This window comes from Flavobacterium sp. AK-345 (assembly GCF_058310175.1).
Genome location: NZ_JBZEER010000007.1, coordinates 69,921 through 85,860, shown reverse-complemented (window position 1 = coordinate 85,860; position 15,940 = coordinate 69,921). Strand labels below are relative to the sequence as shown.

Annotated in this window: 16 protein-coding genes and 1 tRNA gene; 7 read left to right on the top strand and 10 right to left on the bottom strand. The window is 33.3% G+C overall.

The window, feature by feature from the left end; translation table 11 throughout:
* The first annotated feature begins 222 nt into the window (after window positions 1-222).
* Genes AC4FQ3_RS14045 through AC4FQ3_RS14035 form a run of 3 tightly spaced genes read left to right on the top strand, consistent with a single transcriptional unit; the run spans window position 223 to window position 6,865 of the window.
* Window positions 223-3,438 (top strand): SusC/RagA family TonB-linked outer membrane protein, encoded by a 3,216-nt coding sequence (locus AC4FQ3_RS14045; RefSeq protein ID WP_463459937.1) that lies wholly within the window; start codon window positions 223-225, stop codon window positions 3,436-3,438.
* Window positions 3,439-3,458: 20 nt separating this feature from the next.
* The gene (locus AC4FQ3_RS14040) at window positions 3,459-5,249 is read left to right on the top strand and encodes a RagB/SusD family nutrient uptake outer membrane protein (protein ID WP_491182239.1); all 1,791 of its coding nucleotides are present in this window, start codon (window positions 3,459-3,461) and stop codon (window positions 5,247-5,249) included.
* A 38-nt stretch (window positions 5,250-5,287) separates the two neighbouring features.
* Window positions 5,288-6,865 carry a DUF5123 domain-containing protein gene (locus tag AC4FQ3_RS14035; protein ID WP_491182238.1) on the top strand — a complete coding sequence of 526 codons (1,578 nt, stop codon included), beginning with the start codon at window positions 5,288-5,290 and terminating at the stop codon, window positions 6,863-6,865.
* Window positions 6,866-6,971: 106 nt separating this feature from the next.
* Here AC4FQ3_RS14035 and AC4FQ3_RS14030 read toward each other — a convergent pair whose 3' ends face one another.
* From AC4FQ3_RS14030 to AC4FQ3_RS14015, 4 genes are all read right to left on the bottom strand, one after another.
* Entirely contained in the window at window positions 6,972-7,544 is a 573-nt protein-coding gene (locus tag AC4FQ3_RS14030) for a pentapeptide repeat-containing protein (protein ID WP_302093396.1), read from the bottom strand.
* A 42-nt stretch (window positions 7,545-7,586) separates the two neighbouring features.
* Window positions 7,587-7,787: a hypothetical protein gene (locus tag AC4FQ3_RS14025; protein ID WP_042567263.1), complete on the bottom strand. Its 201-nt coding sequence runs from the start codon at window positions 7,785-7,787 to the stop codon at window positions 7,587-7,589.
* A 71-nt stretch (window positions 7,788-7,858) separates the two neighbouring features.
* Entirely contained in the window at window positions 7,859-8,779 is a 921-nt protein-coding gene (locus tag AC4FQ3_RS14020) for a helix-turn-helix domain-containing protein (RefSeq protein WP_073396447.1), read from the bottom strand.
* Window positions 8,776-9,348 (bottom strand): DUF6642 family protein, encoded by a 573-nt coding sequence (locus AC4FQ3_RS14015; RefSeq protein ID WP_042567265.1) that lies wholly within the window; start codon window positions 9,346-9,348, stop codon window positions 8,776-8,778. Before AC4FQ3_RS14015 ends, AC4FQ3_RS14020 begins: the two co-directional genes overlap by 4 nt.
* Before the next feature lie 292 nt (window positions 9,349-9,640).
* Here AC4FQ3_RS14015 and AC4FQ3_RS14010 point away from each other — a divergent pair, with 292 nt between their 5' ends.
* Both AC4FQ3_RS14010 and AC4FQ3_RS14005 read left to right on the top strand, forming a co-directional pair.
* The gene (locus AC4FQ3_RS14010) at window positions 9,641-10,900 is read left to right on the top strand and encodes a putative DNA modification/repair radical SAM protein (RefSeq protein WP_491182237.1); all 1,260 of its coding nucleotides are present in this window, start codon (window positions 9,641-9,643) and stop codon (window positions 10,898-10,900) included.
* Window positions 10,901-10,905: 5 nt separating this feature from the next.
* Window positions 10,906-11,685, top strand: a complete 780-nt coding sequence (locus tag AC4FQ3_RS14005) for a TIGR03915 family putative DNA repair protein (RefSeq protein WP_491182236.1) — start codon at window positions 10,906-10,908, stop codon at window positions 11,683-11,685.
* 70 nt (window positions 11,686-11,755) lie between these two features.
* On the opposite strand, the gene map is transcribed toward AC4FQ3_RS14005, so the two are convergent.
* From map to AC4FQ3_RS13985, 4 genes are all read right to left on the bottom strand, one after another.
* Window positions 11,756-12,520, bottom strand: coding sequence for a type I methionyl aminopeptidase (map, locus tag AC4FQ3_RS14000; protein WP_491182235.1), 765 nt, complete (start codon window positions 12,518-12,520; stop codon window positions 11,756-11,758).
* Window positions 12,521-12,544: 24 nt separating this feature from the next.
* A complete protein-coding gene (locus AC4FQ3_RS13995) occupies window positions 12,545-12,907 on the bottom strand; it encodes a nuclear transport factor 2 family protein (RefSeq protein WP_302093392.1) in 363 nt (120 codons plus the stop codon).
* 141 nt (window positions 12,908-13,048) lie between these two features.
* Entirely contained in the window at window positions 13,049-13,306 is a 258-nt protein-coding gene (locus AC4FQ3_RS13990) for a hypothetical protein (RefSeq protein WP_318800931.1), read from the bottom strand.
* A 136-nt stretch (window positions 13,307-13,442) separates the two neighbouring features.
* Window positions 13,443-13,516: transfer RNA gene (locus tag AC4FQ3_RS13985), tRNA-Met, on the bottom strand.
* Window positions 13,517-13,669: 153 nt separating this feature from the next.
* Between AC4FQ3_RS13985 and AC4FQ3_RS13980 the strand changes: the two genes are divergently transcribed.
* Both AC4FQ3_RS13980 and AC4FQ3_RS13975 read left to right on the top strand, forming a co-directional pair.
* Entirely contained in the window at window positions 13,670-14,062 is a 393-nt protein-coding gene (locus tag AC4FQ3_RS13980) for an START-like domain-containing protein (RefSeq protein WP_026984135.1), read from the top strand.
* 54 nt (window positions 14,063-14,116) lie between these two features.
* Window positions 14,117-14,956, top strand: a complete 840-nt coding sequence (locus tag AC4FQ3_RS13975) for an aminotransferase class IV (RefSeq protein ID WP_491182234.1) — start codon at window positions 14,117-14,119, stop codon at window positions 14,954-14,956.
* Here AC4FQ3_RS13975 and AC4FQ3_RS13970 read toward each other — a convergent pair.
* A complete protein-coding gene (locus tag AC4FQ3_RS13970; protein ID WP_073396461.1) occupies window positions 14,953-15,513 on the bottom strand; it encodes a YqgE/AlgH family protein in 561 nt (186 codons plus the stop codon). The genes AC4FQ3_RS13975 and AC4FQ3_RS13970 overlap by 4 nt on opposite strands.
* A gap of 128 nt (window positions 15,514-15,641) precedes the next feature.
* Entirely contained in the window at window positions 15,642-15,914 is a 273-nt protein-coding gene (locus AC4FQ3_RS13965; RefSeq protein ID WP_042567273.1) for an HU family DNA-binding protein, read from the bottom strand.
* Window positions 15,915-15,940 lie beyond the last annotated feature (26 nt).

Sequence of the window (15,940 nt, the reverse complement as noted above, 5' to 3'; positions counted from 1 at the left end):
TTTTTGGGAAATTTTTATGATTTTTAATTTTTTATCTAAAAAAAATATCTATGTTTGTGTAATCGATTACATGTTATTTTTAATGTGAAAAGACTTCTTTTTTCAATAATAAAGAAATCGTTGTAGTTGTAATGCTAAAGCTTTCCAAAGAATTATAGAAAAATATAGAAAAAACAAAAAACCACTAAAAACTAGACTAATTAATAACTTAAACACAAAACCATGAATTTTAAAGATTTATTTAATAAAAAAACAAAATGCTGTCTGGCATTAGTTTTCTTATTAGGCTTATTTATGAGCAATCAAATAAGTGCGCAGAATGTTACGCTTGAAGGTACTGTAAAAGATGCTTCGGGTATGGGGCTTCCCGGCGTTAACGTGTTGGAAAAAGGTACCAAGAATGGTACTTCTACAGATTTTGATGGTCGTTATAAACTTAAACTAACAAATGCGAAGGCAATTCTTAATTTCTCTTTTATAGGATTTAAAACCAAAGAAGTCTCGACAGAAGGAAAAACGAAGCTTGATATTTCATTGGCTGAAGATTCTAATAACTTAAATGAAGTTGTAGTAATTGGATATGGAACGTCAAAGAAATCTGATTTGACCGGTGCTGTTGCTACATTTTCCGGAAATGAGATGCGAAAAATTCCAGTTCCTAACGTTGCAGAAGCTTTAACAGGACGTATAGCGGGGGTTCAGGTAACTTCTTCTGAAGGTTCGCCAGATTCAAATGTTCAGATTAGGATTCGTGGAAACGGTTCTTTAACACAAGATGCATCTCCTTTATATATAGTAGATGGATTTCCGGTAAATAATATTAATGATATTTCATCTTCTGATATTGATACGATGACCATATTAAAAGATGCTTCATCTACAGCAATCTACGGTTCCAGAGGTGCTTATGGAGTTGTTATTGTTACTACAAAAAAAGGTAAAGATGGTAAGATTTCCGTAAACTATAATATGTTTTACGGTATGAAAAAAATAGCCAATACTATTGGTGTTACCTCTCCGGAAGATTATGTTAAGTGGCAGTATGAATATGCTTCACTTAAGGATAATACTGATTTAAGCTCTTATGAGAAATATTTTGGTTCATGGAATGATTATGATATGTACAAAGGCATGAAAGGCAATAATTGGCAAAGACAAGTTTTTGGACGTACGGGTGAAGTTCAGAGCCGTGACTTATCTATTCGTGGTGGTTCTGATAAAATGAATTATAATTTTAACTATGCTCATTATGATGAAAAAGCAATTATGCTGGGTTCAGATTTTAATAGAAACAACTTATCACTAGCGTTGAATAGTAAAGCTTCTGATAAAGTAGATCTTTCATTTACAGTACGTTATTCAGACACGGAAATTAATGGTGGAGGGATGAATGAACAAAATGAGGTTTCGTCTGCAGACTCTCGTTTAAAAAATGTTGTAGGTTATGCTCCTATTCCAGTTCCGGGTTTAACAACAGATGATACAGATGAAGCAGTTTCTGAAAATCTAACACATCCTTTTGTGGCTATTTATGATACCGATCGCCAGCAATTCAGAAAAAACTATAATTTGTTAGGTAGTTTTTCATGGAAACTTACTTCAGATTTGGTGTTTAAAACAGAATTAGGTCTTGATAACTACAATTATTTAGACTATCGTTATTACGGGCGTTCAACTTATTATGTAAAAAATAATCCTGCGGCAGAAAGACAAGGCATGCCAGCTATGATATTAGGAGATAGAAAAGACACTCGTTTTAGAAATGCAAATACGCTTAACTATGATCTTAAAAAAATAGTTGGAGAAAATCATAGTTTAAAATTCCTTTTAGGTGAAGAATCTATAGACTATCAAAGAAATGATGTGAATACTGCACTTCATGGTTATCCTTTATCTTTTGGTTTAGATCAGGCAAAAAAACTGACAACTCAGGGAACACCGGTTTCGGTTGATAATTTCTATTTTCCGGATGATAAATTGCTCTCTTTCTTTGGTCGTGTGAATTATGATTATAAAGATCGCTATCTTTTTACGGCTACTTATCGTGCAGATGGTTCAAGTAAATTTTTAGGAGATAATAAATGGGGGTTTTTTCCGGCAGCAGCAGCAGCATGGAAAATTTCAGGAGAAGAATTTATGAAAAATGCTTCATGGGTTAATTTGCTAAAACTAAGAGTAAGTTACGGTGAGGCTGGTAATAATAATATACCAACTGGGCAAATGGTTCAAAGTTTCATATCTTCTACTTCTACATGGATTAATGGTGTTGATAATTTCTGGGCAGCTTCTAAAACAATGGCTAATCCGGATTTAAAATGGGAAACGACAGTAACACAAAACATAGGTTTAGACTTTGACTTATTCAAAAATCGTGTTACAGGATCTGTTGAGGTTTATAAAAATATCACGAAAGATTTATTAATAAACTTTCCAATTGCAGGAGGAGGATATGATTATCAATACAGAAATATGGGTGAGGTGCAAAACAGTGGTGTTGAGGCAACTTTAAACCTAAATCTTATTGAAAGAAGTAAGTATGGAGTAAGCATCTCTTTTAATGCTGGATTTAATACCAATAAAATTAATTCGCTAGGCGTAATGAGTAATTTCGGAGCGAGTTCAGGATGGGCTTCTACAGCTATTGGAAATGACTTCTTAGTAAATGCGGGAGAACCTATTGGACTTATGTACGGATATAAAAGTGATGGACGTTATGAAGTGTCTGATTTTGACTATAACGGAGGAACTTACACTTTAAAAACCGGAGTACCAGACGGTACTACTATTGTTGGAACCATGAAACCGGGTGCAATGAAATTAAAAGATATTGACGGCGATGGTAAAGTAAATGCTAATGATTTAACTGTTATTGGAAATGCAAATCCAAAAAGTACGGGAGGTTTTGTGTTGAATGCAAATGCTTACGGATTTGACCTTTCTGCGGCATTTAACTATAGCATTGGAAATGATGTTTATAATGCAAACAAAATTGAATTTTCTACTTCGGTTCCAAATGGACAATACAGGAATTTAAATTCTGAAATGGCTGATGGAAAAAGATGGACAAACCTTGATCCGGCTTCAGGACAATTAGTAACAGATCCTGATGGTTTGGCTGCCTTAAATGCAAATACATCAATGTGGTCACCTTATATGCCACGTTATGTTTTTAGTGACTGGGCTGTTGAAGACGGGTCTTTCTTGAGACTTAATACTTTGAGTTTAGGTTATACAACACCAAATGATTTAACTTCTGCTTTAGGAATTTCCAAATTGAGATTTTATTTTACAGCCAGTAATGTTTTTGTTTGGACTAAATACACAGGTCCCGATCCTGAATCTTCAACAAGAAGAAATTCACCGCTTACTCCTGGAGTTGATTATTCAGCTTATCCAAGAAGCAGACAGTTGATATTTGGCTTAAACCTTAATTTTTAATTCAGTAAAACTTTCACAAGATGAAACATAAAATATTAATAGCAGGAATTATTCTAGCAAGTATATTTACTTCCTGCTCAGATGATTATTTAGATGCTCCGGCAGAATCAACATTAGACGAATCAGTTATTTTTTCTAGTCCGGGATTAGCGGAAGGCGCAATTGACGGAATTAAAATTCCGTTTGCAGAAACCAACTCTTACAGAGGTCGTTTTCTTCCTTTTTACGGTTTAAATACCGATGTGGAATGGTATAATTCTTCTCAAACTGTAAGTGATGCTTCAGATTTATGTACTTATGATGCACAAAAGAATAATTCTCAAATGAACACAACAAACAATGCCTGGGCAATGATGTATTCAGGAATTGAGCGTGCTAATATTTGTATTCGTGGTTTACGTACTTATGGTAATCCAACAGCAGGATCTGAGCTGGGTTATTTATTGGGAGAAGCGTTGACATTAAGAGCAATTTATTATGCTGATTTGATAAAAGCATGGGGAGATGTACCTGCAAGATTTGAACCGGTGAACAATGCAACACTTTATATTGAAAAAACAAGTAGAGATGTAATTTACAAACAGCTTCTTGCAGATTTAGGAGAAGCGGCAACATTAGTTCCGTGGCCGGGTGAAACTGCAGCAACAACAAGTGTTGAAAGAATTAATAAAGCTTTCGTAAAAGGTTTTCGTGCACGATTGGCAATGGTAGCAAGTGGTTACCAGCAATATCCTGATGGTGTAAGAAGAAGTACAGATCCTGAACTATCGGTTCCTAATATGTACGCCTTGGCATTAGCAGAATGTCGTTCTGTAATTTCAAGCGGATCAGCACATTTAGAGACTTCTTTTGAAACATTTTGGAGAAAATACAATCAGGAATACATAGTTGCAGGTGGAGAATCTCTTTGGGAACTTCCGTTTTCAGAAGGTAGAGGCCGTATGTTATTTACATTTGCAGTGCGTCACACAACAAACGATCAATTTCATGCAAATGGAGCAAATCGTGGAGGAACTGCAGGACCACTTCCTTTTGTTTTTTACGATTACGATCAGGCAGATACTCGTAGAGATGTTACTTGTGTGCCTTATAAATATGGTACAGCTGTAAATAACATTGCAAAACAGGAACTGGGAGCTTTAAATACTTGGTATTTTGGAAAATATCGTTACGAATGGATGACGCGTTTTGTTACTTCAACAAATGATGATGGTGTAAATAAAATTTATATGCGTTATGCCGAGGTACTTTTAATTGCAGCAGAAGCAGCCAATGAAATAGAAGGGCCATCTGCAGCAGCACCATATTTAAAAGAAATACGCAGAAGAGCTTTCCCGGCAGCAGTTCACGCTGATAAAGTTGAAAGTTATGTAGATGCTTTAACAGGAAAAGCTGAAATGTTTAATGCTCTTGTTGAAGAGAATAAATATGAGTTTACAGGAGAAATGGAACGTAAACAGGCTCTTATTCGTTGGAATTTACTGAAAGCAAAATTAGATGAAGCCAAAGTAAAAATGACAAACTTATCTCAACATATAGGGGAATATTCTGACGTACCGGCTACTTTATATTTTAAATATAAATCAGATAATGTAAGTTTAGATATATATGGTTTAAATCGAGGAGAAGTTGTTAAGCCGGGCGCAGATTACACAGATTTTGAATGGACATGGACAGGCACAGCAACCGATACTAAGATAAATACGCTTTACAAAGCTGGTGTTAATCCTGATAACAGACAATTCTGGCCAATATGGCAAGTGTTTATTGATGGAAGTAATGGTAAATTGGTTAATGATTACAATTATTAATCTCAACAATTATTAATTAATTATAAGACATCATGTTTATGAAAACAAAATATATATTTAAAGGATTAATAATGTCATTATTGCTCACAATTGCAGTTTCAGGCTGTGATAGTTATAATGAAGCAGTAATAGAAAATCTCAATGTGAGCAAAGAGTTTTCTCCTATTGAACTTACAGCAAAGGTTAAAAATCAAACTACGGTTGAACTTAACTGGAGTCTAAAACAAGATCAGGTTGTTGATCATTATGTTGTTGAATTTAGTGCAGACGATCCTGAATTTAAAACAATTTTTAAAACAATAAATGTTACACAAGATCAGTTGCCAGTTCAGGTTGCATTAGAGGGTGAAACCGTATATTCAATTAGAGTAAAAGCATTGAGTACATCAGGATTAGATGACTCTGCGTGGTCTGTTGTTACAGCAACAACATTATCAGAGCAAATTTTCTTCCCTATTCAGGAAACTGATATTGAAGGAACATCTGTTACCGTAAGATGGACGCCTAATAGCAATGTAACACAAATTAGTGTTGCTCCGGGAGGTATTACACACACAATAACTGCTGAAGAAAAAATTGCAGGAGTTGCTATCGTAACAGGACTTAGTGGAGACACATCCTACACGGCTACATTGCTAAATGGACTTAAAACAAGAGGTACGCTAACCTTTACCACAGGCGTTGATGTAAGTACAGGTACTGTAGTTAACCCTGGAGATAATTTAAATTTATTAATTACACAAGCGGCAGCAGGTGCAAAACTGTATCTAATGCCAGGAGATTATAATGCTTATATTGGTGATATCATATTAACCAAACCAATTACAATTAGAGGGGTAAAACGCTATGACAAGCCATTAGTAAATGTAACTTTTACAGCAGCGGCAGGAGCATCCTCTTTAAGTTTAATTGATTTAGATTTGGATGGAACCGGAATTAATAATTCTGCTCTTATTACAGTTTCAGGCGCTTCGAGTACATATGATGATATTTTAATAAGCGGCTGTAAGATTCATGATTACACACGTGCTTTAATTTCTGCGAATGCTCTCTTAACAAAAGTAAGATCGTTTACTGTAGACAATAGTATTGTTAGAAATGTAAATACAAATGTAGGTGCAGATTTAATTGATTTCAGAGCTACTTATATTGCGGATATTATTCTTAAAAACAGCACATTTGACAATTGCTCGACCAGTCGTGATTTTGTTAGAGTTGACGCTGTTGCACCGGCTAATAGTGGTTTCTCAGGCACCGGTTTAACAACAAATGTATTAATTGATCACTGTACCTTGTATAAAGTATCTAATACAGCAGCACCAAAAAGAATATTATACCTTCGTTTTAATGACAATGCGTCAATAGTACGAAATACTTTGATTACTGAGACAACTGCAATTTATACAAATCAGTCTACTACAAAAGAGCCGACATTTGCTAAAAATTACTATTACAATGCAGCAAGTTTTATGGATGGATCAATTAATTTGAATAAAGTTGATGCTGGCGGAATTGTAGCCGATCCACAATTTACAAACGCTGCAAATGGTGATTTTACAATTGGTAATCAAACTTTAAAAGATAATGCAATTGGAGATCCACGTTGGATTAAATAAGAATTTTTTATAGAGTTAGTTTAAAAAGGGATGCATTTTTGCATCCCTTTTTTTATCATTAAAAATAAAATCTGCTCAAATCTGCAAAATCTGCGTGAAACAAACCCTACTCAATATCCAAATCAAATTTCTCTAATAATCCCGCAAGCGCAGTATGAGAAACTTTGGTTCCTTTAATTTTGTTTTCAGATGGATCAAAAGCATAATTTCTTGAAGATCGAAAATCAGCTTTCTCCAAAATACATTCCACGAAAGTGGCATTAGAAAGATCACAGTTTTTAAAAATAGCCAGAGACAAATCTGTATTCGAGAAATCAACATCTTTCAAAGAGCAATCAATAAACTGGGTTTTCTTTAATTTTTTATAAATGAAAGTCGAATAATCAAGCATGCAATCCTGAAAGTTCATCGAAAACAAAAAACTGTTACTCGAGCTAAAATCCAAACCCATTAATTTACAGCCAATAAATTTGATGTTTTTTAGACCTGTATTTTTAAGGACTGCCAATGAAAGATTACAGTTTTTAAAAGTACAATCTAAAAAATCGATATAACTGAAATCACTTTTAGAGAAATTGCAATTGATGAATTCACAGTTTATAAATTCGTTGTCGGATAATTTTTGATCGGAATAATCAATAGTGTCGAATGTTTTGTTTTGATGTAATGCAGTTTCCATAGAAATAAATTAAGGTTGGGAAAGAAGAGGAGTGTGTGGTTTTTATTCTAATTCGATACAATCAAAAATATCGTTTTTAAGAATTGATTCGGATATTTCTGTCTCACTGTCGATTCTTAAAATATTATCACAATCTTCCAGGTCAAAATTCCATAATGCATAAGGTAATAATTTGTGAAGTATTGCAGTTGCTGATTCTAATTTGGATTTTGAATCAACAGTTGTTTTAAAAACATAAATCATAATTTGCTCTTTTTTACAAGGCAAATTTCAATAAATCAACAGTAACTTTACTAGGATTTCGTAATCAATAATTAGGACTTATCAATCAATTTTCGGTATTGTATAGGCGTAATGCCTTCGTGTTTTTTAAAGAATCTGCTAAAGTAAGAATGATCCTCATGTCCAACCTGCAAAGCAATTTCACTTACCGAAAAAGTAGTTTGAAAGAGTAAATATTTGGCTTCTAATAAAATGGTTTCTTCAATCCATTTGGCTGCAGATTGACCAGTTACAAATTTTACAGATTTGTTCAGATGATTAGGTGTAACATTCAGTAACGAAGCATAATAATTAACCTGATGGTGTGTCTTGATATTATTGTGAATTAACTCTTTGAATTTGGATGAAAGAACTTCGGCAGCAGAAATACTCTTAAAAGTTTGTACACTGTTTTTATTCATTTCATAAAACAATGCAATTAAATAGGACTGTACAATATTTAGATTTGCAGTTTGGGTTCCTAAATATTCCTGCTGCAACCGACTTAAAATTGCTATAATGGATTTTACGTCTTCTTCTGCTAAACTAATTTTTGGGTTTCCTGATATTTTTAAAAAATCAAAATCATTGATCATTTCTCGATTGCCATATTTTCCAATTAAAATATCAGGATGAAATTGGCAAATATAACCGGTATGTGTGCTGTTTACATTTTCTATTGAAAAAATCTGACCCGCAGGAACCATAATAATTTCATTAGAAACAGTTTGATATTCTTTATAACCCACTTTCATTACATGTGTGCCGGAAGTAACAAATAGCAAAGTATGACAACTGTGTTTAGAGGGCGGAACAGGAAATTGTAACTGCATCATTTCTTCCATCTTTAAACAAAAAAAATGATCAGAGTTTGATTTGAAAAGTAAATGCATTGGATTTTCTTCGCCAAGAAATTTTTCACGAAATCCCTTTGCTTCATATGTTTTTACTTTTTCGTCCGGCTTTATTTTCATTGTTTAAAATAGTACAATCTAAAATCAAGCAATTGGCAAAGTGCATGATGTTTTTGGTATAATTCTTCAACCACTTCAATAAGATCCTCGTTGTCCTGATATAAACTAAAAAAAGCTTTGTCAATAGTACTGCAGCTCGCAATTTTATTATAGGTTGATCCATAACCCGAAATGGCGCGTGCACCGGTTACATCCAGAAAATATTGGGCTTCTTCTTCGCTTAAATCTAATATTTTTTTATTGGCAAAATGAATGACTTTTCCTTTCATTTTTCCTTCAAAAAGTTCGGCTATTTCTTCAAGGCTATAATAATAATCATGAAGGCATATATTGTTTTCCTGACCTGGCATAACGAGATAAATAATTTCATAATCCTTAAAATTATGATCTTCATAAAGCAATACATTCAAACTTTCTTCTAAACCTTCAATCGTGTCACAGGTTTTGTAAATGCTTGCAATTCCCTGGTCAAGGGCAATTTCTTCCAGATTTTTGACCACATCAGTAGTTCTAATTTCATCTACATCAGGAACACCCTCGAGGCAGAAAATAAATTTCTCAGTATCCATGCAACAATCTTTTCCGGTTGGTAATACGTGATTAAAGGATCACTTTGTTTTCGTTTTGACAAATGTATTTTTTTATGTCTAAAAACTATTATATCACGACGGTTTTAACGCATTTTTTTTGAAAATTTTAGAGTAAAGAAGATCTAAAAGTTTTTAAAAATCTTTCAGCTACAAAATAAAAATGCAAGATAATTTTGATACAATTTAGAACAATGAAAATTATAAAATTGTAACGATCTATAACTAATTTTGATCGAAACAAATTTATTTCCAATCAAATAAAAAGGTAAAAATGGTAAACGAGAGAGTGATGGAGAAGCTGGGAATATTGGCAGATGCTGCAAAATATGACGTTTCATGTTCTTCGGCTTTAAGTAATCGAAAAAATAAGGATAAAGGATTAGGAGATGCAAAAGGTTATGGTATTTGCCATTCTTATACAGAAGACGGGCGTTGCGTTTCATTGCTGAAAATTTTACTGACCAATCATTGTATTTTTGACTGCGCTTATTGTGTAAGCCGAAAAAGCAACGACATTAAAAGGGCCGCTTTTACTGTTGATGAGGTGGTTGATCTTACGATAGGTTTTTACAGAAGAAATTATATAGAAGGGCTTTTTTTGAGTTCCGGTATTTTTGATAATGCAGATTATACCATGGAACGTTTGGTTAGGATTGCGAAAAAATTGCGATTAGAACAAAACTTCAATGGTTATATACATCTTAAAGCGATTCCAGGAGCCAGTGATGAATTGCTCAAAGAAGCCGGAATGTATGCAGATCGCTTAAGTGTAAATGTTGAAATGCCAACAGAGCAAAGTTTAAAATTACTTGCTCCGGATAAAAACCACAAAGACGTGATTCAACCAATGGAATATCTTAAAAATGAAATTGTTGGTTATAAAGAAGAGAAAAAACTAAACTATAAAGCACCACTTTTTGCGCCCGCAGGTCAAAGTACACAAATGGTGATTGGTGCAACAAAAGAAAATGATCTGGAGATTCTGGGCATGGCAGATTATTTTTATCAAAAGATGAATATGAAGCGTGTGTATTATTCCGGATATGTTCCAATAAGTAACGATAATAGGCTTCCGGCTATTGGTACACCAGTTCCTATTATTCGAGAAAACCGTTTGTATCAGGCCGATTGGTTAATTCGATATTATGGATTTAACGTTAATGAAATTGTTGGGTTAAATCAGCCCAATCTTGATCTTGACATAGATCCCAAACTAGGATGGGCATTGCGAAATCTGCATCAATTTCCGGTTGATATTAATACTGCCGATATAGAACTTATTAAACGCATTCCGGGAATTGGTTATTTGGGCGCGCAGAAAATTGTTGCCGCCAGAAAATTTAAGAAACTAGTTCCTCATGATTTACAAAAATTTGGTATTGCTTATAGTAGGTCACAGTATTTCTTGGCTTTTGCCACACCGTTTCAGATGCAGAAGGATTTAACTTCAATTCAAATCAAGGATAAGATTTTAAATATCCAGAAGAGTAAATATAAAAATGATTTTTCTAACCAACTTGCCTTATTTTAATCAAAATGATACTGGTAATTTACGATGGAACTTATGAAGGATGGCTAACAGCCGTATTTGAGATTTATGAATATAAATTGGAAGATACTGTTTTTAGTAAAAATAGCGCTTGTGATGCTTTGTTATTTTCATCCAATCATGTTGTGATAACAGATTTTAAAAAAGCGAATCGTGTTTTAAACGGACTAAAACAGCGCCTTTCGGCAGATGGATTTTCAAGTTTTCATAAAGCATTTTTGTCTGAAGTAAATCATATAGAGCAGACCATGTTTCAGTTTGCTCAATATATTTTTTCGACCACAAAAAATGTAGAAGAGGATTTTAATAATGCTGCAGTTTGGGATATACGAAAGGCAACCCGACTGACCGGAAAAGAAGCGCATAGGATGGAAGCATTTGTGCGTTTTAAATTAACCAAAGACCAGCTTTATTATGCTATAATCGAACCCGAATGCGATGTATTGCATCTTATAGAAAATCATTTTAAAAATCGCTATGCAGATCAGCGCTGGTTAATTTATGATGCAAAGCGTAAATATGGAGTTTATTATGATCTTGAAAATCTTTCGACCGTAGAGTTAGAATTTAATCAGGGGCCAGTTTCGTCTAAATTTTTAACTGAAATATGCGACGAGCAGGAAGAGTTTTTCCAGCATCTTTGGAAACGTTATTTTAGCAGTGTAAATATTGAGTCAAGAAAAAATATGAAACTGCATATTCAGCATATGCCAAAACGTTATTGGAGAAATCTGATAGAAAAAATTCCTCCAATCAATAAAAAATAGTTTTAACAACAAAGCCTTAATGATTCATTAAGGCTTTGTTGTTTTTAGAATATTAGATTAACAGTTTTTGTTAATTCCAAATACCATTCGTTTCAGTCAATACAATAGGTTTTCCTTCTGTAACAACAATCGTATGTTCGTGCTGTGCCATAAAACCACCTTTATTGCCAACCATTGTCCAGCCGTCCTGTAAAGTTTCGGCATATGTTGAGGTTGTCGAAATAAAAGTTTCAATTGCAACTACCGAATTTTTCCTGAATCTTGTCAGGTTAAATCGATCTCTGTAATTCGCTATTTCATGTGGTTCTTCATGAAGACCTCTTCCAATTCCGTGGCCGGTTAAATTTTTAATGACCTTGTATCCTTTTTTCTTAGCTTCAGTTTCGATTAAAAAGCCAATATCAGAAATGCGAACTCCACCCTTAATATTATAAATTGCTTTGTGTAGAATTTGTTTTGAAGCCTCAATCAATTTTTGGTGCTCGTTTACATCTGTTCCAATAACAAATGAACCCCCATTATCAGACCAAAAGCCATCAAGTTCTGCAGAAACATCAATGTTAATTAAATCACCTTCATTAAGAATTCTTTTATCAGACGGAATGCCGTGACAAAATTCATTGTTTACACTTATACATGTCCATCCCGGAAAACCATAAGTCAGGTATGGAGCTGATTTTGCACCTAAGTCATTCAGAATTTGCCCGCCATAGTTGTCTAATTCCTTTGTAGACATGCCTGGTTTGGCAAAATTTCTCATTTCTTTCAAAGTAAAAGCAACAGCTTCACTTGCCTTTTTCATTCCAATTAATTCTGATTCTTGTTTTATAGACATGTTTTTTATTTTAGGAATTCAATATTAATTATTTTCTACCAATTCAATATCCATCGTTTTTATTAATCCGTCTTGAAAAGTATAAATATGTTTTACCATTCCGTCAAAGATTAAACCACCTTGCAAATCTTTTACGTTTTGATGCACCTTAACTTCTAAGCTTCCATTTTCTCTTTCATCAAAGCCAACAGGTTCTACTTTTGGGTTTATTTCCGTCCATTGTCTTGTCCAGTATTCTTTAATTTCATTGTGGCCACTTATATAACCGCCTTCCCAGGCTTTTGACCATTGTACATCTTCTTGCATTGTCGACAATGCGTTTTCAATGTTTCTGTCATTAAAAGCGGTATATGCTTTATGTATCGTATTCTCAAGTTGATTTGCCATTATTGTTTTGAATTAAATTAGTAGAAATTTTAATCAAATTTAATTTTGCTATTCCCGAACTCCTGATTTTTACTAAAAAAGAGATGTTCGTTTGCATTATAGCTAATATAAAACTAATTTACTAAAGAGTGAATGGTTTGTCTATTTCTCTTCTTCTGAATTGTCAACAGCAGAAATCTGGTCCAGTATATTGGTTTGATTGGGCGAAATGTAATTTTTGACCTCACTCGTAGTTTCTTTCTTAAAAAGAATATCCAGCGCGTTATATAGTTTTAATAAAACATCTTTGTCTTCTTTTGCAATTTCTAAAGCAGTATTGAAATTAAAAACATAATTATTCGAATTTCGGACCTCTACTTTTATTGTTTTAGATGTGATTTTAAATTTTACTATGTCCATGTTGCTGTTTGTGAATTACTTAGTTTTAAAAATATCAAGGAAATAATGTTCTTTATATAGTGTAAAGTTAGGTTTAAATAGAATTAATTCCAATAAAAAACCCTTAATCAATTGATGATTAAGGGTTTATTTTTTGTAGCGAGGACGGGAGTTGAACCCGTGACCTCAGGGTTATGAATCCTGCGCTCTAACCAACTGAGCTACCTCGCCAAGATTGCAAGTGAACCGTGTTCCTCATTGCGGGTGCAAATATAAAAATTTTATTAGAGCTTACAAGCATAAAATGAAGAAAAAAAAATATTTTTAAAAACGCATTGTTTTTGGACATATATTCTTATATTTCGAAAAAATTAAAAGTAGCACATGGATCCAAAAATACGTTACGAAATAGAGTTTCCAATAAATTCTTCGCCGCAATTATTATATCAATATATATCAACTCCGTCAGGTTTATCAGAATGGTTTGCTGACAATGTAAATTCAAGAGGTGAATTTTTCACTTTTATTTGGAACGATTCGCAGGAAAAAGCACGTTTAGCATCTAAGAAAACAGGTGAAAAAGTAAAGTTTAAATGGGTCGACGAAAGTAGTAAAGACACTGAATACTTTTTTGAATTGCATATTTTAGTTGATGAATTAACTAAAGATGTATCATTAATGGTAGTTGATTTTGCAGAAAAAGAAGAAGTTGGCGAAGCTAAACAATTGTGGGAGAATCAGATCTCAGATCTAAAACATCTTATAGGATCTGTTTAGTAAAAGTCTATTTTATGCCTTATATTTGCCCTGAACAAAATTCAGGGTTTTTTTATGATCAATTTTAACGGAAACATAGTAGCGCAAAACGATAATGTATTAACTCAAAATCGTGCGTTTTTGTACGGAGATGGTGTTTTTGAAACGCTAAAAATAATCAATAACAAAATCTTGTTTCTTGAAGATCATTATTTCAGGTTAATGGCGTCTATGCGTGTTGTTCGAATGGAAATTCCGATGAACTTTACAATGGAATATTTTGAAGAACAGGTTTTAAGCCTGGTACAGCAAAAAGGAATTTCAGCATCTGCCAGAGCAAGAATTACAGTTTTTAGAAATGATGGAGGGTTGTATTTACCACAAACGAATGAAATTTCGTTTTTAATTCATGCAACTGCACTTGATAGTGCTTTATATGCGTTAAATACTGATTCTTATGAAGTTGATTTGTATAAAGATTTCTATGTAACCAAGCAATTGTTATCGTCTATTAAAACGACGAATAAAATGATTAACGTTACCGGAAGTATTTTTGCGCACGAAAATGGATTGGAAAACTGTATTTTGCTTAACGATGCAAAAAATGTTGTTGAGGTATTGCAGGGGAATTTATTTATGGTAACAGGTAAAAAACTAATCACGCCTCCAGTTTCTGAAGGATGTTTGAATGGTGTAATGCGTAAACAAATATTAGCTTTAGCCAAAAAAGTTACAGATATAGAAGTATCAGAAGAAATAATTTCGCCATTTGATCTTCAAAAAGCTGACGAATTATTTCTTACAAATGTGATCACAGGGATACAGTCGATAAGTAAATATCGAAAAAAAGAGTTTACAAGTAATCTGGCTCATTTATTAATACAAAAACTAAACGAATCCATTGCTGAGAATTAATTCAAATATGGATTTTCAGGTGCATTTGACCAAATAACGTAATCTCCGCCCAACTCAATAATTTGTTCTTTCCAAAAATGAGTGGTAGATTTTCCGATAATTTTATTTTTGTAATTATTATCGGCAATAATCCAGGAGTTACCCTGCATCTCACTTTCGAGCTGATTTTCGTCCCAACCTGTGTATCCTAAGAAAAAACGAATGTTATTTTTATTAATAGATCCGTCGTTTATTAAGTCTTTGGTCGATTCAAAATCACCTCCCCAATATATACCATTAGAAATCTCCACACTATTTGGGATTAATTCCGGAATATTATGAATAAAATAAAGGTTGTCCTGTTCTACAGGACCGCCATTATATATCTTGAAAGTGGCATCAATCTCAGGAATTAAGTCATTAATAGTGTACTTTAAGGGTTTATTGATAATAAATCCTATTGATCCTTCCTTGTTATGGTCTGCTAATAAAATTACCGATCTATTAAATGATAAATCTCCAATTATAGAAGGCTCGGCAATAAGCAGGTGTCCTTTTTTTAATTTTTCTGAAATCATACGGTTACAATTTTTATTAAATTTAGTTATAAAATTTTAAAAAAACCAAATAAAATCGTTAAACCGTACAAAAAAACCCTCCATAAGGAGGGTTTTAATTATATTATAAGTTTAGAGAACTTTCTTACTTAGTTCACTGCACCTTCTAATTCAGCACCAGCTTTAAATTTCACTACATTTTTAGCAGCGATTTTGATAGTTTTTCCTGTTTGAGGATTTCTACCGTCTCTAGCAGCTCTAGCAGATACCGACCATGATCCAAAACCTACTAATGAAATTCTTCCGCCTTTTTTCAAAGTAGATCCTACATTTCCTAAAAATGATTCTAAAGCTAATTTTGCCGCAGCTTTTGTAATTCCTGCATCAGCAGCGATAGCATCGATTAATTCTGATTTGTTCATAATAATTAGTTATTAATTGTTGGTTA